The sequence below is a fragment of the Haloleucobacter albus genome (genome assembly GCF_052492075.1).
The window spans coordinates 19,464-40,026 of sequence record NZ_JBQWAS010000027.1 but is presented as its reverse complement, the minus strand read 5'-3'; the positions used below and the strand labels follow the sequence as shown (position 1 = coordinate 40,026).

The window sequence follows — 20,563 nt, the reverse complement described above, 5'->3', positions numbered from 1 at the left end:
TCTCTTCCATCCTCGCCTCCCTCAAAACTGTATTTCATCGTCGATTTCGCCGCCCTGGCTGGCCGCGCCGCGATAGTCATAATCGGCCGAGGTACTTTCAAGGGGGGTGAGTTCCCCCCGGAAGGGGCGCAGCACCACCTCAGAGCGTGGGGATCCAACGGATGCTTTTCGAGCGTGACAGCTTTTAATATCTAATTTGGGGAGCCTTTGTCGGGCGAATTGCACGAGGCTTATTTTCGTGAAACCCTGACCTTCCAGACTGCGATACATACGCTTTGAGAAAGGTTTAGGTCTCATGAAAGCATATGGAAAGACGCTAGCTATTGCGCTGGCCAGCCTGATTGCCGGGACTGCAAGCCTTCCCTCCGTGGTTAATGCCTGTACCCGTGCGATTTACAATGGGGCGGATGGCACTGTCATCACCGGCCGCAGCATGGACTGGATGCAGGAAATGCAGACGGATCTCTGGGCTTTCCCGGCCGGGATGAAGCGGAGCGGCAATGCAGGGCCGGATTCTGCTACCTGGACATCAAAATATGGAAGCGTCATCGCTTCCAGCTATAATGTCGCCAGTGCCGATGGCATGAATGAAAAGGGGCTGGTGGCGAACCTCCTCTATCTTGCTGAATCAGAATATGCGGAGAATTCCGCCAATCCGCCTATCACTGTCGGTCTGTGGGCGCAGTATGTGCTCGACAATTATGCGACCGTCGATGAAGTCGTGCGGGGGCTGACCGAGAAGCCGCTCCGTATCATTGCGCCGAAGTTGCCCAATGGTTCGCCTGCCACTCTGCATCTGTCTGTGTCAGATGCCAGCGGAGACTCCGCGATTTTTGAGTATGTTGGCGGCAAGTTGCAGGTCCATCACGGCAAGCAGTATACTGTGATGACCAATTCTCCAGTTTACGATCAGCAACTGGCGCTGAACACCTATTGGCAGACTCTTGACGGCTCCTTTTTGCCCGGCACCAATTCTGCCGCTGATCGCTTTGTGCGTGCTTCCTACCTGATGAATTCGGTGAAGAAGAGTTCGGACCCGAACTTCATCAAGGATATTGCCGGTGAAAGCTATGCCCATCAGGCCGTGGCGCAAACCCTGTCGGTAATGCGCTCTGTCAGCGTGCCACTCGGCATCTCCACACCCGGAAAGCCAAATCTTGCTTCAACCTTGTGGCGGACTGCGGGAGACCAGACCAACCTGGTCTATTTCTTTGATTCCGCAACCATGCCGAATACATTCTGGGTTGATCTGAAGAAGCTCGATTTGTCAGTGGGCGCGTCGCCTAAGAAATTGCCTGTTGCTGGCGGGCATGATTATGCGGGCGATGCCTCCTCCCGTTTCATTGAGGCAACGCCCTTTACCTTCATGACAGTTGATCCTTCGCAGTAGAAGAAGAGCGCTCCATTCGGGTGACGCTTGCACTTTGGCTTGATGCCGCTAACCCTTACTGTCGAATGGGGTGTATCGGCTCTGCGCGATAAGGTGCACAAACAAGCCCTGTTCCCGTCGCTGAGGCGGGAGCGGGGCTTTTTTGAAACAGATCGCTGCCACATCATCCGAGCTGTTCCCATGAGTGCGGATGGGTGCGGTGGCGGCCCATCGTCCGTACAGCCGGATGTCTTCTTGCATTCAGGGTCGCAGAGGCGTTCTATGAGACGTCGAGACATCGTGCAACGGCTCCGACGGATAGCTCCATTATCAGCCCGGCCGGGTCTTGCGCCAACGATGGACAGAAAGAGCGGCATGGATACCGACATTCGCTTCGCCGTAGCGCAATGCACATTGGGCTCTGTGCTGGTGGCGCAGAGCCGCGCGGGTATTTGCGCTATCTTGCTGGGGGATGACCCGGAGGTTCTGATGCAGGAGCTTCTGGGCCATTTTGCGCATGCACAGCCGCTTGCTGAAGGAGCTGCGTTCGAGGACGTGGTCGCGCGCGTTGTTGATTTCGTCGATGCCCCGAAAGCCGATCTGGGATTGCCTCTGGATCTGCGGGGGACGGACTTTCAGCAGTGCGTGTGGCAGGCTTTACAGCAGATTCCGCCGGGTGAAAGCGTGAGCTATGCAGAGCTTGCCCGGCGTATCGGTTTGCCCAAGGCAGCACGCGCCGTGGCGCAAGCCTGTGCGACAAACCGCATTGCGGTGGCCATACCGTGCCATCGTGTTGTGCGTTCAGATGGCGCACTCTCCGGCTATCGCTGGGGCGTAGCACGTAAGCGCGCCTTGCTGGAGCGGGAGGCGCAAGGCTGATCCTCAGCTTGCGTCGCTTACTTGCGGGGCACTTATGGGCGTCATGTTGGTGTGCCCCTTTTCTTCACCCGCGCTTTTATCCTTTGAGATACCCTTGGGTGGGCCATAACTGATAATGCGATCATTGGCTGAAGGGGTGCCATTGCTGGTCGAGGCAAAAATGATCGCGCCCGAAGGCTTCACCCATAAGAAAATGATGGTTTGCTCCGGGCGGCTTTCCAGATAAGCCTTGTAATCGAAGGCTTCAGTCAGCTTCGTGGCGTGGAAAACCCAGCCCTGCCAATGGCGCATCCGCAATTCGCTGAAGGGTATGGTGTCTTTCGTCAGTGGGCGGCCACCCAGCGTGAAGTTCAGGGAGTGGCGGCTGGACTGTTCCTCGCCACGGCCCAACTGGAAGACATTGGAGCGGCCCAGTTCGGGCGCGAAATCCGTACAGACGAGTGAATTATAGGCATCATTATCTGAAACCGCGATCATCTTGGAAAATTGTCGCGGGTCAATTTCATGATGGGCCTCTTCGGAAAGAATGTCTCCAAAGAAGACGGGCACCTCCGCCAGCCGGGCCTCTGCAATATGGTTCCAGTTCGGGTCGGCGATAAGTACCGGAACTTCGACCTCTCGCAATTTGCGCGCAAGGCTGGTGGCCCATCCTGAACCGCCTACAATCAGCAGGCCGGGCCGGGCCGTACTTTTCAGTTTCAGCAGTGCCGCCAGCGGAGACAGGGTGAAGCCATGCAGAATGATGGTGCTCACCACCACCGCAAAGGTGAAAGCAACCATACGGTTTGCATCTGCAATGCCGGCCTGCGCCAGTGCTGTGCCAAACAGGCCGGAAACGGCCACGGCCACCACGCCGCGTGGTGCAATCCAGCTTGTCAGAATGCGTTCCTGCAAGGTGGCTCCAGAGCCAATGGTGGCGAGCATGATGGCCACCGGGCGCACAATGAAAAGCAGAAGGGCGACAAAAGCTACTGTACGCCAGTCCAAACTCTTCAGGTCTTCCAGAGTGAGCGAGGCTGTGAGCAGAATGAAAATGCCCGAAACCAGCACGATGGTGATGGTTTCTTTGAAGCGCCGCATTTCTGTCAGGCTGGCAATTCGGGTATTGGCGAGAACCACCCCCATCACCGTCACCGTGAGCAGCCCGGCTTCTTCGAGCACCAGATTGGTCAGCGCATAGGCGACCAGTACGGCGACGAGCAGAATGGGGGCTTTCAGAAATTCCGGCACATGGCCGTGTTCAAATGTCCAGCGAATGACCCAGGCTGCCAATATTCCGCCCAGCACGGCGCACAGAAAGGCCGCCACCACTACATAGGCGAGGCTGTCGGCATGGTGGGCCCCAATCAGTACCAGAATGACTTCAAAGGCCACCACCGCGAAAAGAGCCCCTATGGGATCATTCACGATGGCTTCCCATTTCAGCAGGGAGGCTGGGCGGGAGGCCAGTTGCGCCTGTCGCAATAACGGGGTGATGACGGTTGGACCCGTCACCACGAGAATAGCGCCCAGCACCACGGCGGTGGGCCATGTCAGCCCGCCAACATAATGTGCGGCAAGCGCGGTCATCACCCACACCATGGGCCCGGCCAGCAAAATGATACGCCGCACCGCAGTGGAAGTTTCGCGGATTTCCTTGAAATTAAGTGTGAGACCACCCTCAAACAGAATGATGGCCACAGCCAGAGAGACAAGAGGGCGGTAGATCTCGCCAAAATCCTCGGCAGGATTGATGAAGCCTGTACCCGGCCCGGCAATGAAGCCCACCGCCAGCAACAATACAATGGCAGGAAGGCGCAGTCGCCACGCAAACCACTGGGCAGCCATGCCCGCCATGCCGATGAGAGCGATTTTAAGGCCGATATCTTGCATGAAGGCAGATGTCTTTCTGTCTGGGACTTGCGCGCGGGCAAAAAGATGTTTCGATGGCTAGTGGCCGCTGGGGCAGGGCATGTTATCTGTTTCGCCGAAGCGCGTCAGCCTGTTGGTCAATATTGCTGCCATATTTCAGCTTATGAACAGGTATGATAAGGCGCATGGAAAAGGGCTGGCGCTGTCAGCTCTGGCCTGAGACCCGACTGGGGTTGCATTCGGCATCTGTCGGGGCATGTGCTGCGGGAGCGTGTTCATCATGTCACGAGCCTTGCTCTTTCTGGAATTCTGTTCAGGAAACGCGGACTTGTGACTTCACTAACGCGATCTGGACGATTAGAGGCACACATGCAAAGCGTCCTCACAGCCTGCGCCAGTCATTTGCACGACAGCCGGGCAGGGGATCTGCGTCCCTGCCGTTTCTCCCAATACAGGAGCCGCCATGCGCGAGGAGTCTAATCCCGCCGACGTGGAAGCCGGTTCGGGCTTTTCCGCAAGCCCCTCGGCTGTCCTTCCTGATTTGAGGGATGCTGAAGACCACATCTCCGATGCCTTCAAGGCGCATGTTGAACAGGCGGTTGAAGCGCGGGATGTCGATACGCTGAAAGCTCTCGCCCAGAATCTGCATGAGGCAGATATGGGCCAGCTGCTCGAAACGCTGGATGGAGAGGAGCGCCGTCGGCTGATCGAGCTGCTGGGGGCGGATTTCGATTTTGTCGCGCTGACGGAAGTCGAGGAAACGATCCGGGTCCAGATTTTGCATGGCTTGGCGCCGGGTACGGTGGCCAAGGGCCTGCGGGAGCTGGATTCGGACGATGCTGTTTATATCCTTGAGGATCTTTCCGAAGAGGATGTCGCGTCTATTCTGGTGCAGATGCCGGCGCCGGAGCGCGTGGCGTTGCAACGCTCGCTGGATTATCCCGAATCCAGCGCCGGCCGGCGGATGCAGACGGATTTTATCGCCGTGCCGCCTTTCTGGACCGTCGGTCGCACCATTGACTATATGCGAGAGACTGAAGATCTGCCTGATACCTTCTATGAGGTTTTTGTGGTGGACCCAGCCTATCGTCTGGTTGGGGCCGTTGCTCTGGACAGGCTGTTGCGCAGTCGCCGGCCTGTGCTGATGACGGCGGTGAAGGCAGAGCATCAGCAGGTGGTGCGGGCTTCGGACGATCAGGAAGATGTCGCGCGCATGTTCGAGCGCTACAATCTCGTCTCCGCTCCGGTGGTGGACGATGCCGGGCGTCTGGTCGGCGTGATTACCATTGATGACGTGGTGGACGTGCTTCAGGAAGAGGCGGATGAGGATCTGCGCGCGCTGGGTGGCGTGGGCAGCGATGAGGAGCTTTCAGATTCCGTGACCTATACGGCCCGTGGTCGTCTGCCCTGGCTTATGGTGAATCTGGGAACGGCTTTTATTGCATCCTCCATCATTTCTCTTTTTGAAGGCACCATTCAGAAAATGGTGGCATTGGCCATTCTCATGCCCATTGTGGCCTCTGTTGGCGGTAATGCCGGCACCCAGACCATGACGGTGGCGGTGCGCGCCCTCGCGACACGGGATCTTTCCAGCCATAATGCCCGGCGTGTGGTGCGCCGAGAAGTTCTGGTGGGGCTGTTTAACGGGCTGGCTCTGGCTGTTCTGTTGGGGGTGATTGCCGCCCTGTGGTTTGCGAGTGTGGATCTGGGCATCGTCATTTCAGCCGCCCTGGTGCTGAATATGGTGTCCGCCGGTTTGTTCGGGATTCTCATTCCTATTGCCATCTCACGTCTGAAGCTGGACCCTGCCGTTGCATCCGGCGTGTTTGTGAGCATGGTGACAGATGTGGTCGGTTTTCTTGCCTTTCTGGGGCTGGCGACATTCTGGTTTATGTGGTGGTAATCTGGGGTGGTGCGCTATAGGGTTGAAGGGGCATGCGTTAATGCGCGCCGACAGCCTGTTATGCACTATCAATCACAAATCCGGCTCACCAACCCCTTGCGAGCACGTATGAAGTGTTCAAAATGCTGAGGCTGGTCTGCCGCAATGCCTGCGGAACGAAGGGGGGCGTACTATTTTTCGAGTTTTGCAGGCTGTGTTGCGCCGCCCTTTCCTGACAGGCACGATCATATTCGTGCTGCTGATAGGTGCTGGCGCTGCGGTGCTTACGCATCTTGCATTGGGGGTCGATCAAGAGGTCGCGGTTCGTGAGAGAGCAGCGCTGAGGATCGCGCTGGATCAGCACACCCAGATGATGAAAGACGCCGTCGCCAGCAGGAACATGGAGGAAGCGGCGCTTTCCGGTCTTTTGCGCAATGACCTTTCCAGCGTGCATCAGGAATATGGCGCACTGCTGAGTGACCATTACAATTTTGAATATGTCTACGTCACGGACGCTGAAGGGCGGCTTGTCTATAGCTCCGAGTTTGGCAATCAGGGTGAACATTCCCATTTTCAGCGGCTGCGCCGGGCGCTGGAACAATTATCCCGGCATGTTGGTCTGGGGGGAGGCGGGCTGGCGCTGGGGCCCAAGGATTCAGCCCTTCTGGTCATGCATGTTTTCCGGGAGGAGAGCCCGCATCTGAACATGCCTCAACCCCTGCGAGTTTATCTGGGGGATGTGGTTGATGCACGCCTGCTGGAGGATATGGCGTCACCGACGCAGTTGCGTGGCGTGCGTCTGTTGAAGGATGTCCCCGACGGCACATCGGGTGGGTTGCAGGTCACCAATCTTCTGGATGATACGCCCGCATGGCTGAACTGGAATCCCAGCGAGCCGGGGCGCAATTTGCTGGTGCGCGCCCTTTTGCCTTTGGCGCTGATCGCCTGGGCGTTGGCCCTGCTGCTTTTTATCCTCATGCTGAGATATCGTCGCCTTGCCATCGCGATGGGGCTCAAAGAGGTGCAGGCGCGGGAACTGGCGCAGAGTGATCGCCTGACAAGGCTGGCCAATCGTGAACATTTTGTCGGGGAGCTGGAGGAGGCGCTCAAAGCCTGCTCGGAAACCGAGCCGGTGGCCCTGCTTTTCGTCGATCTGGATTCCTTCAAGGATATCAATGACAGCAGCGGCCATGCCGCGGGTGACGGCATTCTTCAGGCCGTCGCTCAACGTTTGCGTGGCTGTGTTTCATCCCGTGGCGTGGCGGCGCGTTTTGGCGGGGATGAGTTTATTCTGTTCGTTCATTATCAGGAGAAGGCGGAGATTGCGGCGCTGGCTGCGGATATTTTCCGCGCCATTGCACAGCCTGTCCGGGTGGGGGAGGAGCGCTTTCAGATCAGCGTCTCCATTGGTGCCGCCTGCGCGCCGGGGGATGCGAAAAGCGCCAGCGAGTTGATGCGGCGCGCCGACATAGCCCTTTATCGCGCCAAGGCGGAGGGGCGAGATACTTTTCGCCTGTTTGAGCCCCGTTTTGAGCAAGAGCAACTGGAGCGCCGGCGTATTGAGCGGGAACTTGTAAGAGCGCTGGAAAAGGAGGAGCTGACTGTCCTCTACCAGCCGCAGGTGGATATGGAGAGTGAGCGTATCGTCGGCTTTGAAGCTCTTGTGCGCTGGGACCATCCGACGCTCGGGCGTATTCGCCCGGATGGCTTTATTCCGGTTGCGGAAAAAGCACGCTTCATCCACCTGATTGATGCCTATGTTCTGAATGTGGCGTGCCGGGACGCGCAGATGCTGCCGGGGGTGAGCATCTCTGTGAATATGTCCCCGATGAATCTGCACCGGCCGGATATCGTCGAGAATATCGCTGCTACTTTGCGAAACTCTGGCCTTGAGCCTTCTCGTCTGGAGTTGGAACTGACAGAAAGCGCCATTCTCGAAACCGGAACGGAGGCCATGGAGCTGCTGCTCCAGATCCGCAAGCTGGGGGTTCATCTCGCACTGGATGATTTCGGCACCGGCCATGCATCTCTGGTGCATGTGCGGCGTTTCCCGATTTCAAAGATCAAGATCGACAAGTCCTTCATCTTCAATCTGGGTGTTCAGAAAGAGGCCGCATCCATTGTGGAATATGTGGTGCGCCTTGGCCGTTCCCTGGGCATTGTTTTGACGGCGGAGGGGATAGAAAACAAAGAGCAACTGCGGTTTCTGCGGGCTTTCGGGGCGCAGCAGGGACAGGGCTATTTGTTCGCGCCGCCATTGCCCCTTGCTACTGCGGCAAGATTGCTGAAAGAGCAGGCGGCTTCCGATGTCGCCACACCCCACTGGCCCGCTTGTGCGCCCCCTGAGGGAGAGCAGCACGATGAGACGCCAAAAATGGGCGCGCAAACTGCGGCAACCTGAAGCCTTTAGGCTGATGCTCGGACATGAGCGCATCTGGCTGGAAAATCTCGCCCTATTATCGCTTGTTCCATAAGCAGCAGTGCGGGATGTATCTTCCGGCCTTTGTGTCGTTATAAGTGGGAGATCAGCGTCTTCTGTCTCTGCAATATGGAGTTTCTGAGAAAGCCGCGCAGAGGCTTGGCGCATGCAAAAGCCGGGAAGAGAACGTGACTGAAACCGCACGCATTGATGGAAAAGCCTTCGCAGCAGGTCTGCGTTCACGCATCGCTGATGAAGTGGCGGAGTTGGGGCGCACTCATGGGCTGAAGCCCGGCCTTGCCGTGGTACTGGTGGGGGAAGATCCCGCCAGCCAGGTTTATGTGCGCAACAAGGCCGCCCAGACCGTTGAGGTCGGCATGGCCTCGTTCGAGCATCGTTTGCCGGCGGAAACCTCGGAGGAGGAGGTTCTGGCGCTGGTGCAGAAGCTGAACGCCGACCCGGCTGTGCATGGCATTCTGGTGCAACTGCCCCTGCCGGCCCAGATCGATTCATCGCGCGTGCTCTCGGCCATTGATCCCGCGAAGGATGTGGATGGCTTCCATGTCGTCAATGCTGGCCGTCTCGCCGTGGGGCTGGAAGCGCTGGTGCCTTGCACGCCTCTGGGGTGCATGATGCTGCTGAAGCATCATGTGGGGGATCTTTCCGGGCTGGAGGCCGTGGTTCTCGGTCGCTCCAACATTGTAGGCAAGCCGATTGCGCAATTGCTGTTGCAGGCAAACTGCACAGTCACCATCGCCCATTCCCGAACCCGTAACCTGCCGGATGTCTGTCGTCGTGCGGATATTCTCATCGCTGCGGTTGGCCGGCCTGAAATGGTTCGGGGAGACTGGATCAAGCCCGGCGCCACGGTGATTGATGTGGGCATCAATCGCGTGCCGAAGGGGGATGGCAAGACCCGGCTTGTCGGGGATGTGGCTTTTGACGAGGCGCAGGGTGTGGCGGGTCTCATCACCCCTGTGCCGGGTGGCGTCGGCCCCATGACAATCGCCTGCCTGCTTCAGAATACGTTGACTGCAGCCCGTCGGCAGGCTGGGATCAACGGACAGGTCTGACCCGCCGGTGCCGGATTGGCTCAGGGTATGCGCTACCCTGAGCCTCCTTTTATGCCAGTGCTGTTGCGTCCGTGTCCTGCGATGGAGGCGGACCCATTCCGCTTTGCTCTGCCAGAGCCTGAAGGCGGGTCTTGTCTGCTGCGGCAGACAGGCCCTGTTCAGCGCGTGCCAGAGCCTGCCGGGCCTGTTGCCATGCTGCGGCACGGAAAGTTTCATCGCCCGTATGGCTCAGGGCTATCAGAGCCTTATGCAGCCGAAGCTGCACCTCAATGAGCCCGGCTCCATCCCGCGCAATCGCCATGAAGGCGTCGTCAAACAGATCTGCACTGCGCAAGGGTGGCACCTGAACAAGCGGATAGGGGGCTTCTTTCTCTTTCGCGGAGGCTTCGCCCTGCGCCCATAAATTCATCAGACGGGTTGAACGACCGATAATATCGATGGCTGTTCCCGGATCATTGATACCGGGAGAGAGGGCGCGCGATGCGATCTCGCTCATCACTGCAAGACCAAAGCGAGGATCTTGCGGAAAACTGCGCTCATCGGAGATGGAAAAGGCGTCGCGTATGGCCTCATGCAGGGCCTCCAGCCTTTTCTGCTGTTTCTCTTCCCTTTCCTCTGGTGTTTCCCCGTCATCACCGGGGTGTGCGGAAGAGGTTTCTTCGCGCGGGATCCCGCTTTCCACAATGCGGGCAAGGGGCGTGTGAGAATACACGAATGTGCCCGGAACAGCCTGAAGCTGAAGCGAGATATTGTGCTCCTCGCAACATGTGTTTAGCGCCGCCACATCGACAAACTGCACATAGCCAATGGTTTGCGTTGTCACCGGGGGAATGCTCTCGGCCGTGGAAGGCTCATCTTCGGAGAGGGCAACGCCGCCCAGATAGGGCATGCGCAGGCGGGCGCGAATGGCTTTTTCCGCGGCGACTTCCACACGACGTGTTGTTTCGCCCACCCGACCCAGCTTGGTGAGGTGGTCGATCCAGTGCAGCAGGGAGATCACGATCAATGCAATGACGGCAATGGTGACGATGAACAAGACCACCCGTCCCCGGTCGCCATAAACTCCCGCCTTCAGCGCCACTATGCCGACAATGCTGAACAGGAAGGAGCCGATAAAGGTGGAAAGCACATTCTGTGTGGCTGAATCCTCCATCACCAGCTTCGTGGCTCTTGGCGTCACATTGCTGGTGGCGGAGCCATAGGCCGAGGTCATCACGCTGAGCGAGAAGGTGGTGACCGCAAGCATGCTGGAAGCGATGATGGATAAAAGGCTGTCAATCGCATCCGCCCCAATAGGGGTGGAGAGGCTCCAGGGTATGTAGTTTTCGGCAACGGCCGCCAGAATCGCAGCCAGCACGCCAAGTGCACCGATGAGTGTGGCGCGCAGCCACAACCGGCTGGAAACCTGCAACCATATCCATCGCCAGCGCGCCATGCGGCTCTCCCGCCTGTATTGCCATTCATTGCATCCGGCGCGGCTTTTCAGCGAGCGCGCCATTCTGAATAAGGACGAGCTTTCAACATTCTGTGCCTGGCGGCAATCCCGATACTGTGGATTGGCGCATGTCATATCCGCTGGACTGGAATGTAGTTTGGCTTTCGGGGGTGCACGTATACGTTGCGGCGCAGCATGTTTTTACATCGCCTCACGCTACAATTTGGCGCATTATATTGCCAACTTTCATGCAGGTGATGTGGGCCTGCATGACAAACAAAATGGAGGCCCTTCACGCAACACAGGTTGCAGGAGGGCACTTCATAAAAGCAAGGGAGCAGCCCATGTCCGCCAACGTCATTTCCGCCGAGGCCGCCTCCACGCGCACCTATTCCGGTGCCATGCGCAATGAGGGCCTTTCACCTCTGCCTGAGGTGGAAATTGAACGCCGCCTGAGGGCGGATCTGCCTTGCTGGCATTATGAGGATGGTTGGCTGCGCAGAACCTATCGCATCAATGACTGGAACGCCACATTGATGCTGGTGAATGCCGTGGGCCACCTTGCCGAAGCGGCATGGCACCATCCTGTTCTGTCGGTATCCTGCGGCATGGTGGAAATCCGCCTTCAAACGCATGATGCAGGCGGTGTGACGTGTCGCGATTTTGCGCTGGCGCGCAAGATTGATGAGGTAGTGGATTGGAAGCCGGGCGAGAGCCAGAGGGGGCGCGCGGATGCCATGGTTTCTGATGAATCTCGATTCGGAGCCCAGACACACGCCTGAATTGTGACGCCGGACAAAATACCGGCCTGACCATAATGGACCCGCCATGAGCCTCATGGCGGGCCTTTTCGTTCTCTGGCGCTTACGAACAGTGCAATGGGTTGAAAGTTTCGGAGATCTGGCGCCTTCGACCCCCTTCAATGAGCCGACAGCCTGTGTGCTGGCAGCACAGATGTGCCAGTAAAGGTTGCCAGTCCATAGCCCGGAGGAGTAGGTGTCCTGAAAGGATTTGCGGCGCAATGCCGCCAGATGGAACAGGATGACGATGACGCTTCATTCGCGGCCTGCTGATGCCAAAAAGCTCATCCCCGGCGCCACTGGTGACTGGGAGGTGGTGATCGGCATGGAAGTTCATGCTCAGGTCGCCTCCAGGGCCAAGCTCTTTTCCGGTGCGTCCACGGCTTTTGGCGGTGATCCGAATGATCATGTCTCGCTGGTGGATGCCGCCATGCCGGGCATGCTGCCTGTCATCAACCGGGAGTGCGTGGCACAGGCTGTACGCACCGGGTTGGGGCTGAAGGCCGAGATCAACCTGACTTCGGTGTTTGATCGGAAGAACTATTTCTACCCGGATCTGCCGCAGGGTTACCAGATTAGCCAGTTCAAGCAGCCTATCGTGGGTGAGGGTGCTGTGGTGGTGGATTTGCCCGATGGTGAGAGCATCACTGTTGGCATCGAACGGCTGCATCTGGAGCAGGATGCAGGCAAGTCGATTCATGATCTCTCCCCCACCCAGAGCTTTGTGGATCTGAACCGCTCCGGCGTGGCGCTGATGGAGATCGTCTCCCGGCCGGATCTGCGCTGCTCTGAAGAAGCCAAGGCTTATGTGACCAAACTGCGCACTATTCTGCGTTATCTGGGCACATGCGATGGCGATATGGAAAAGGGCAATCTGCGCGCGGATGTGAATGTATCCGTGCGCCGGCCCGGTGAGGATCTTGGCACGCGCTGCGAAATCAAGAATGTCAATTCCATTCGTTTCATCGGCCAGGCCATTGAGGTGGAGGCGCGTCGGCAGATCGGGATTCTGGAAGATGGAGGCTCCATCGATCAGGAAACCCGCCTGTTTGATCCAGGCAAGGGCGAAACCCGCTCCATGCGCTCCAAGGAAGAAGCGCATGATTATCGCTATTTCCCCGATCCAGACCTGCTGCCGCTGGTGTTGGAAGAGCCATGGGTTGATGCGCTCAAGAGCAATTTGCCGGAATTGCCAGACGAGAAGAAAGCGCGCTTCATCTCGGATTATGGCCTGAGCGCCTATGATGCCGGCGTTCTGGTGGCAGAGCGGGAATCCGCGGATTATTTTGAGGCTACAGCCAAGGGCCGTGATGGCAAGGCGGCTGCCAATTTTGTCATTAATGAGCTGTTTGGCCGCCTTCATAAAGACGGGAAGGATCTCTCTACTTCTCCGGTGAGCCCGGAGCAGGTCGGGTCCATTATTGACCTGATCGCTGAAGGGGTCATCTCTTCCAAGATCGCCAAGGATCTGTTCGAGATCGTCTTCACCGAGGGCGGCGATCCGCGCGCCGTGGTGGAAGAGCGCGGTATGAAGCAGGTGACAGATACCGGCGCAATCGAAAAGCTGGTGGATGACATCATTGCCGCCAATCCAGAGAAGGTGGCGCAGGTGCAGGCCAAGCCCACTATGCTGGGCTGGTTTGTGGGGCAGGCCATGAAAGCCTCTGGCGGCAAGGCCAATCCCAAGGCGCTCAATGAGATTTTGAAGGCCAAGCTCGGGATCTGACCCCAGTTTGCAGAATATGAGAAGGGCGGCTTTTCCATGAGGAAGGCCGCCCTTTTGTTGTTTGGGGGTGCCGTGTCACTGTTGAGACAGGCTGACATTCATCCGCTTTTCAGCCGGGTCCAGTTCATGTCACCCAGATCATAGCTTTGCTGTTGGCGAGCAACGGCAGCATCCGCATCAGAAGCATCTCCTCTGCGCTGCTCAACGCGATTCACCCGCACTGAGAGGTCAGCTTCCAGCCAGATTCCGATAAAGGGCAGGCCGGCGGCCTGCGCGACCCGCTCCACATCAAGTCGCTCATAGGGGCGGGCATGCACTGCATCCACAATAACGCTCTGGCCGCTGGCAAGGGCCCGCGCCGCAAGCGCGCACAGGCGGGCGTAAACGCGCTGGGTGGCTTGGGGCTCATAGGCTTCTGCGGGCAGAGGTTCCGTCTCGGCAGTCTGAAACAGATGTTTGCGCTCCACATCACTGCGCAACACCAGCGCGCCAGGCGGGCGGCCAATGAATGGAGCCCAGGCCATGGCGCAGGTGCTTTTTCCCGTGCCGGAGAGCCCGCCAATAGCGACCAGATGGGGGCCTGGCGTTTGGGCGGCTTGGGGAAGGGCCGGAAGCATCCGCTCACCAGCATGGAATGTATCCGGCGCAAGCGTGCAGCTTTCTGGTTTCAGAAACAGTAATGCGGTTTGGAACAGGTGGCGGATGCGTTGTTCCGCTGCGGTACGCGCCTCCGCTGAGAGATGATCCAGCCCGGCGGCTTCCACCTTGGCCCGAATGGCGGCGCGCATGCTGAGGAAGAAGGGCAGGGCGGAAAGCCCCTCAAGGTGACCTTCTTCCTGCGCTTCCCACAGATAGCGGTTGAACACTCTATTGGCTGTCGTGAACAGCCCCCGTTGCCACAGGTCCATCAACAGGAAAGCGAGATCATAAAGAGTATCGCAGGTGGCGATCTCCTCATTGAACTCGATCGCGTCAAACAGAACGGGGGCATCATCCAGCAGCACAATGTTGCGCAAATGAAGATCGCCATGACAGCGACGCACATAACCCGCTTTGCCGCGGACTCTCAGCAATGGACGGATATGGGCGAATGCCTGCTCTGAAGCGGTGCAGAGCGCCTCGGTTTGCGCAGGCGGGAAGAGGGCTGGGCGTGCTGTGAATTCGGCGCGGTTATCGGAAAGGAAATCCTCGAAACAGGCGCACGGATCTTCCTTGTGAACCACCGGAGCACGCACATGCGAGGCGACGATTGCCCGCGCGAGCGCCTTGATTTCAACAGAGGTGAGATCTCGTTCCGTGGTCACCTTGTCGAGCGTGTGTGCGGTATCGAAGCGGCGCATCTTCACCGCATAGTCTACCACGTCACCCATTCCTCCCAGATGCAAGGCGCCATTTGCACCGCGCGTGATCGGCACAACATCCAGATAAAGGTCGGGGGCATTGGTCTTGCCGATCCGTAGTTCGGCCTCACAGGAGACCTTACGCTTTTCCAGCGTCGAAAAATCCATGAAGGGGAAGTAGACCGCGCGCTTGACTTTGTAGGCAAAAGGGCCGGCCAGAAAGACGGCAGCTCCATGGGTATGGATTTGCTGAATTTGTGTATCTGGCGGCAGGTCATGGGCTTGGGGCTCAGCCAGAAAGGCAAAGAGCACGCTTTGGTCTGCGACCACATGATTGGGAAGACAGGCCCCCTGCACGGCCTGAGACGATGCGGAACCTGCCGAAGGAGAAGTCATCGAAGCCTCGGGGCAAGAGAAAAGTGTAAGGCAGCGCATAGCCTTACGAATGGGTGTGCGCGCCACGTTGCAGCATGGCGAGGGTCAGAGCTTGAAATAGAAGGGTTGTGGCCGGTCCGCCCCAGTTGCCCCGCCGCATTTGCAACAAGGCCCCAATGAGAAGGGTGACGAAAGTAAGGTTGAGCAGATTCATCCGCCCTTCTGTCGCGCGTGACATGCCGGCGTTGACAGAAGAGAGCAGGGTCGTCGCCTGCCCGATGGGCGTGGCGGCGACAGGTGGCTGAGGGACCAGGGAAATGCCAGCCGCCCTGCATAACCTGGCTACCTCAACCCAAGGTTGCTGATAGTGTACAATGAGGCTGCCGGATCTGGAGCGAAGCTCTATCTTCAGGCGTTGCTCTGTTGCGAGGCGTTTGGCGCAAAATGCCAAGGCTTCGCGGGATGTCGTCGAAGCCGTCACCAGCCGGGTCCGCCCCTCAATCTGATGGGCGACCCGCATTTCAAGCTGCAAAGCCATTCAGAATCAGCTTTCGCTTGTGGTCTCGGGAGAGGGGGCACTCTCTCCCGTTTCAGAGGGGGATGGCGTAGCGGTATCGGTCGTGGGCGATGCCGCCGTTGTATTCTTCGCGCTGGTCCGTTTGCGGGTGGCTGCGCGCCGGGGCGTTGCCTTCGGCTTGTCTTTCACCGGTGTGGCCTCCGCAGCTGCGGCGCTGACTTCCGCCTCATCCTTGGGAGCCGGTGCAGCTTTGGAGGTGGCCTTTTTAGACGAAACTTTTTTGCTGACCGGCGCTTTGCCTGAGGAAGAAGCTGTATCCGTCGCAGCGGTTTGCGACGGCGCTGTTGTTTTGGTCGAGGTTGTTTTCGCTGTGCTGGCTCGCACTGATGAGCGCGCTGAGGTTTTTCGGCCGCTGCTGCTGCGGCGGGCACGGCTGCGTGTTGTGGTTTGCTTCACCTCTTGCGCAGCCGTATCCGCAGTTTCTGCAACCTCTTGCACAATGGCTTCTCCAGCTGCGGTCGCGGCCCGTGCAGCTTCGCCGGCTGAATCCGCAGCCTTTGTCTCACCCCGCGTTGCTGTGGCCTTGATGCCGGCAGCAGTGTCATTGAGGAGATCCTTGACCTCCCCTCCGGCTTTGACCACGGCATCGCGGGCGGCGTCATAGCCAGCCTTGCCGGCTTTCGCCGCATCCTTGGCGACAGGGCGAGCCATGCGGGCAAGACGCGGTGCCGCGGCAACAACGCCAGCCCCGATAGCAAGCCCTAACAAAAAGCCGCCACGGGCAAAGAGAAGAGGGGACATGAGACCGATCCTCTTATTGTCGTTTCAAACTAAAACATAGTGGCACATTAGGGCGTAATGGCCACTTTGAGAACGCCGTCACGCTGATGACCGAACAGATCATAGGCGTTTTCGATGTCATCCAGCTTGTAATGGTGGGTCACCAATGCACGGGTATCCACCCCACCGGAAGCGACAACGCCCATGAGACGTCGCATCCGCTCCTTGCCGCCGGGGCAAAGCGAATTGACGATCATTGTATCACTCAAGCCCGCGCCGAAAGCATCCAGCGGAATTTTCAGATCTTGCGAATAGACCCCAAGAGAAGAGAGGGTGCCACCGGGCCGCAGAACGCGCAAGGCGCTCTCGAAGGTCAGCTGGGTGCCAAGTGCCTCAATGGCGACATCTACACCCCGCCCGTCTGTGAGGCGCATAATCTCTTCAACCGGATCGCACTGCTTAAAGTTGATGAGATCGGTAGCCCCCATGGAGCGGGCCATCTCAAGGCGGCCATCAATGCCATCCACGGCAAAAATGCGGGAGGCGCCCATGAGGCGAGCGCCAGCAGTCGCGCACAGGCCAATGGGACCTTGGGCAAAAACAACGACCATGTCGCCAATCTTCACGCCGCCGCGCTCGGCACCAGCAAAGCCCGTGGACATGATATCCGGGCACATCAGCACCTGTTCATCATCCAGATGATCCGGCACGGCAGACAGATTGGCCATGGCATCCGGCACGAGCAGATATTCAGCTTGGGCGCCATCAATCGTATTGCCGAAGCGCCAGCCGCCAGCAACCTTGAAGCCATGTTTGGTGAAGGGGCCATCCTGAGAACTGCAACCGCACATGCAGGCATTTGAATAGCCCGAAGGGGTAATCGCCCCCGCAATGACCCGCTGCCCTTCCTTGAAGCCCTGAACCGCAGAACCCAGTTTCTCAATAATTCCAACGGGCTCATGCCCGATGGTCAGGCCCTTTTCAACCGGGTACTCGCCCTTGAGAATGTGAATGTCGGTGCCGCAAATGGTGGTGGTGGTAATGCGGATCAGCGCATCCAGAGGCCCGACATCCGGGATCGGCTTGTCTTCGAGAACGATACGCCCCTTTTCGACGAAAACGGCAGCTTTCATCATTCTGGTTTGTGGGGACGGGCGATGGGAGGCCTGTTGAGCGGCCTTATCCATGATATCGGACATGACGTTCACTCCCCTTATATTTGTTCCCGAGAAGGGTATTCGTCCTCAGGCGTGCAAGCATTGATGCGCGTCAAGGGCTCTCTTGTTAGGTGAGCAGACTTTCCACGCTAAAACAATGGCCCTGTTTCGCACGCGCACAAAAGTGAGACGTCTTTATAAAATCTATAAGGAGAGTGCCGGAATCAGGAATTGGGCGGGTAGCTGTGCACGCGACCGCAATTGTCCGTTATAATGTATCGGCCCTCTTCTTCCGGTTCAGCATATTGAGGGGTCAGGGGCACCTTTCCCGCTCCACCTGGAATATCAAGAACATATGTTGGCATGGCGATGCCCGACAGGCGTCCGCGCAAGCTGCGCATGAGAGCTTGCCCTTCCGGGAAGGTCAGGCGGAAATGCGCTGTGCCGGGCGCGAGGTCCGGATGGTGGAGATAATAGGGCTTTACGCGGTATTCGACGAGCTTGCGAAACAGGCTGGCTAGTGTTTCGGCATCATCATTGACGCCCCGCAGCAATACGGTTTGTGAAATGAGTGGAATTCCAGCATCAGCCATGCGGGCGAGCGCAGCGCGAGAGTTGGCATTCAGTTCTCGTGCATGATTGACATGGACCGCAACATAAGTCGTGAGATCCGAAGCTTTCAATGCTGAAATAAAAGCATCATCCACGCGCTCCGGGGCGGCGATGGGCACACGCGTATGAAAGCGAATGATGCGGACATGCGACAGGGCATTCAGCCGGTCCACAACATCGCGCATCCGGCGTGGGGACAGCATGAAGGGATCGCCACCCGTGAGGATCACTTCCCAGATTTGCGGATGTGCGGCCAGATAGGCGATCGCCGTTTCGAGCGCATCTTGAGACAGGGTTGTTTCTGCACCGGGGCCAACCATTTCCCGACGAAAACAGAAGCGGCAATAGACGGCACAGACGCCGATTATTTTCAAAAGAGCCCGGTCTGGATAGCGATGTACAATGCCCGGTACGGGAGAATGAGCTTCGTCCCCGATGGGGTCCACCAGTTCTTCCGGTTTCTCCAGCAGCTCTTCCGCACTTGGAATGAATTGCCGCGCAATAGGGTCGGCTGCGTCGGCATTGTTCATCAGCTCCATCAGGGCCGGCGTTACGGCAATGGCATAATGCCGGGCGACTTTTTCCAGTGCCTCATCATTCTGCGTTTCGAGCAGCCCTGCGGCCTGAAGGTCCTGTACGGAGCGTAATGTCTGTTGAGGGGAGATTTTGGGGCTAGGCATAGGGCGCTCTGGCCATGTCCGGCTGGTGCGGGGCATGGGCTGTGTCTTGAAATGCGGCGCAGAGGCCGCGTTTCTGAATGAAGTGCGCCCTTTCATAGAAGGTCTGGCCGGCGGACGCCATGCACTGAGCGTGCAATATAATTATCCGGCTGGGGGAGGAGACCAGCTGGTGTCTTCCCTGGGGAGAGGACGCATTCCAGTAATGTTTTCGCCCCGCTGAAAAGCCATGGACATGCGGAAGCTGTCGGCCATGCGTTCTGCATGAACAATAGCGCGCGCGGCCTGGGGGGCGGGCAGGGTGCGACGCGCCACAGGGCGAAACAGCGCCAGCCAGCGTGCAAACTGTTCATCCGTAATGGTGCCGAGTGAAAGGTGAGCCGGCAGAGGGCGCCCATCATAGCGCTTGCTTTTCAACAGGACAGAGGACCAGAAGTTACACATGGTGGCCAGATGGGCGGGCCAGGCATCATCCGCAATATGGCCGGTAAAGACCGGGCCAATCAGCGGATCTTCACGGACAACATCATAAAAGCGGTGAACAAGTGCATGAATATCCTGCTCGGCTTTGGATTCGGCTTGTGCTGGCGCAGCTTGCTCAGCATTCGGCGCTTGATCCGGCATGGACATGGCCTGCCTCCTCCTGGGTGGGCTGTTGCAGGAACCTGCATTCCCATTCAAAAATGATGCGCTCTTCATAGCATGCAAAGCGCTTCTGCGCCCGTGCGACCCCCTGCCACATGATGCGTCCCGTCAACTTGCTGCATGGCGCGCCTTGCAAAAACGTCTCTGTTGTGGCTCTTGAACCGGACTGTGAAAGAAACGGGCCAGCCCCGCCGGGTGGGGCGACCGTAGGGCGCTGTGGTCCGGAGGGATGAGATGACTGATTTCGTCGAGCTTCGTCGTGGTATGGTGGATAGTCAGGTTCGCGCCAATGACGTTACAGATCATCGCATTATCGCAGCCATGCTGGAGCTTCCGCGCGAACGTTTCGTGCCTGAGCAGTCCAAGCCCTTCGCCTATATTGATGACGATCTCGTCATCCGTCCGGCTCAGGAGGGCGAACCGGCCCGTTACATGATGGAGCCGATGATTCTTTCGCGATTGGTGCAGTTGGCGGATGTGAAGGCGACAGACCACGTTCTTGATGTGGGGACGGGCACTGGCTATTCCGCCGCCCTTCTTTCCCGGCTGGCCCAGCAGGTTGTGGCGCTGGAAGAAGATGCCGACCTTGCCCGGCGCGCCTCCACGACACTGAGTGATCTGGACGTGGATAATGTGGCCGTGATGCAGGGGCCGCTGGTCGAAGGCTGGGAGCCGGAAGCCAAATATGACGTGATTCTCCTGAACGGCGCTGTGGATGAGGTGCCGGAAACGCTGATTGCCCAGTTGAAGGAGGATGGTCGTCTCGTCTGCGTTCTGGGGCATGGCGGCGCTGGTCGGGTAACCATCTTTACCAATGTCGGTGGTGTGGCCGGGGAACGTCTGGCATTCAATGCCGCTATTCCGCCGCTGCCTGGCTTTGAGGCCAAGCCGCGTTTCGTTTTCTGATCGAGATTATCTGTGGCGCGTTTGCCTCGGTTCGCGGAAAAGTGGCTTGGCCATTGAACCGCTTGGTTCCGTATTGCAGCGCGTCAGGATAATGTGTCGGCCATGTTGTCATGACGCGTC

At 58.2% G+C, this 20,563-nt stretch carries 16 protein-coding genes; 8 read left to right on the top strand and 8 right to left on the bottom strand.

Annotated elements, in window-relative coordinates; all coding sequences use genetic code 11:
• Positions 1–295 precede the first annotated feature (295 nt).
• Both ACT6QH_RS09980 and ACT6QH_RS09975 read left to right on the top strand, forming a co-directional pair.
• On the top strand, positions 296–1,390 hold the full coding sequence (locus ACT6QH_RS09980; RefSeq protein ID WP_444974677.1) for a linear amide C-N hydrolase: 1,095 nt from the start codon (positions 296–298) through the stop codon (positions 1,388–1,390).
• A gap of 354 nt (positions 1,391–1,744) precedes the next feature.
• Positions 1,745–2,248, top strand: coding sequence for a methylated-DNA--[protein]-cysteine S-methyltransferase (locus tag ACT6QH_RS09975; protein WP_444974676.1), 504 nt, complete (start codon positions 1,745–1,747; stop codon positions 2,246–2,248).
• 3 nt (positions 2,249–2,251) lie between these two features.
• Here ACT6QH_RS09975 and ACT6QH_RS09970 read toward each other — a convergent pair whose 3' ends face one another.
• Positions 2,252–4,120 (bottom strand): cation:proton antiporter, encoded by a 1,869-nt coding sequence (locus ACT6QH_RS09970; RefSeq protein ID WP_444974675.1) that lies wholly within the window; start codon positions 4,118–4,120, stop codon positions 2,252–2,254.
• Between the two features lie 442 nt (positions 4,121–4,562).
• Here ACT6QH_RS09970 and mgtE point away from each other — a divergent pair, with 442 nt between their 5' ends.
• From mgtE to folD, 3 genes are all read left to right on the top strand, one after another.
• Positions 4,563–6,002: a magnesium transporter gene (gene mgtE, locus ACT6QH_RS09965; RefSeq protein WP_444974674.1), complete on the top strand. Its 1,440-nt coding sequence runs from the start codon at positions 4,563–4,565 to the stop codon at positions 6,000–6,002.
• A gap of 196 nt (positions 6,003–6,198) precedes the next feature.
• Positions 6,199–8,382, top strand: a complete 2,184-nt coding sequence (locus tag ACT6QH_RS09960) for a putative bifunctional diguanylate cyclase/phosphodiesterase (protein ID WP_444974673.1) — start codon at positions 6,199–6,201, stop codon at positions 8,380–8,382.
• A 206-nt stretch (positions 8,383–8,588) separates the two neighbouring features.
• Positions 8,589–9,473, top strand: a complete 885-nt coding sequence (gene folD / locus ACT6QH_RS09955) for a bifunctional methylenetetrahydrofolate dehydrogenase/methenyltetrahydrofolate cyclohydrolase FolD (RefSeq protein ID WP_444974672.1) — start codon at positions 8,589–8,591, stop codon at positions 9,471–9,473.
• Positions 9,474–9,522: 49 nt separating this feature from the next.
• Here the strand turns inward: folD and ACT6QH_RS09950 are convergent, their stop codons facing one another.
• The gene (locus ACT6QH_RS09950) at positions 9,523–10,908 is read right to left on the bottom strand and encodes a DUF2254 domain-containing protein (protein ID WP_444974671.1); all 1,386 of its coding nucleotides are present in this window, start codon (positions 10,906–10,908) and stop codon (positions 9,523–9,525) included.
• A gap of 401 nt (positions 10,909–11,309) precedes the next feature.
• Here ACT6QH_RS09950 and ACT6QH_RS09945 point away from each other — a divergent pair, with 401 nt between their 5' ends.
• Both ACT6QH_RS09945 and gatB read left to right on the top strand, forming a co-directional pair.
• Positions 11,310–11,690 (top strand): 4a-hydroxytetrahydrobiopterin dehydratase, encoded by a 381-nt coding sequence (locus ACT6QH_RS09945; RefSeq protein ID WP_444974681.1) that lies wholly within the window; start codon positions 11,310–11,312, stop codon positions 11,688–11,690.
• A gap of 265 nt (positions 11,691–11,955) precedes the next feature.
• Positions 11,956–13,434 carry an Asp-tRNA(Asn)/Glu-tRNA(Gln) amidotransferase subunit GatB gene (gatB, locus tag ACT6QH_RS09940; RefSeq protein WP_444974670.1) on the top strand — a complete coding sequence of 493 codons (1,479 nt, stop codon included), beginning with the start codon at positions 11,956–11,958 and terminating at the stop codon, positions 13,432–13,434.
• Positions 13,435–13,532: 98 nt separating this feature from the next.
• Here the strand turns inward: gatB and ACT6QH_RS09935 are convergent, their stop codons facing one another.
• From ACT6QH_RS09935 to ACT6QH_RS09910, 6 genes are all read right to left on the bottom strand, one after another.
• Entirely contained in the window at positions 13,533–15,170 is a 1,638-nt protein-coding gene (locus ACT6QH_RS09935) for a bifunctional aminoglycoside phosphotransferase/ATP-binding protein (RefSeq protein ID WP_444974669.1), read from the bottom strand.
• A gap of 43 nt (positions 15,171–15,213) precedes the next feature.
• On the bottom strand, positions 15,214–15,687 hold the full coding sequence (locus tag ACT6QH_RS09930) for a hypothetical protein (RefSeq protein ID WP_444974668.1): 474 nt from the start codon (positions 15,685–15,687) through the stop codon (positions 15,214–15,216).
• A gap of 6 nt (positions 15,688–15,693) precedes the next feature.
• A complete protein-coding gene (locus ACT6QH_RS09925; RefSeq protein WP_444974667.1) occupies positions 15,694–16,467 on the bottom strand; it encodes a hypothetical protein in 774 nt (257 codons plus the stop codon).
• A gap of 47 nt (positions 16,468–16,514) precedes the next feature.
• Positions 16,515–17,579 carry an NAD(P)-dependent alcohol dehydrogenase gene (locus ACT6QH_RS09920; RefSeq protein ID WP_444974680.1) on the bottom strand — a complete coding sequence of 355 codons (1,065 nt, stop codon included), beginning with the start codon at positions 17,577–17,579 and terminating at the stop codon, positions 16,515–16,517.
• A 248-nt stretch (positions 17,580–17,827) separates the two neighbouring features.
• Positions 17,828–18,895 carry a lysine-2,3-aminomutase-like protein gene (locus tag ACT6QH_RS09915; RefSeq protein WP_444974666.1) on the bottom strand — a complete coding sequence of 356 codons (1,068 nt, stop codon included), beginning with the start codon at positions 18,893–18,895 and terminating at the stop codon, positions 17,828–17,830.
• A 141-nt stretch (positions 18,896–19,036) separates the two neighbouring features.
• Positions 19,037–19,522: a group III truncated hemoglobin gene (locus ACT6QH_RS09910; RefSeq protein ID WP_444974665.1), complete on the bottom strand. Its 486-nt coding sequence runs from the start codon at positions 19,520–19,522 to the stop codon at positions 19,037–19,039.
• A 249-nt stretch (positions 19,523–19,771) separates the two neighbouring features.
• Here ACT6QH_RS09910 and ACT6QH_RS09905 point away from each other — a divergent pair, with 249 nt between their 5' ends.
• Complete coding sequence (locus ACT6QH_RS09905) at positions 19,772–20,443, top strand: protein-L-isoaspartate O-methyltransferase family protein (protein ID WP_444974664.1); 672 nt, start codon at positions 19,772–19,774, stop codon at positions 20,441–20,443.
• Positions 20,444–20,563 lie beyond the last annotated feature (120 nt).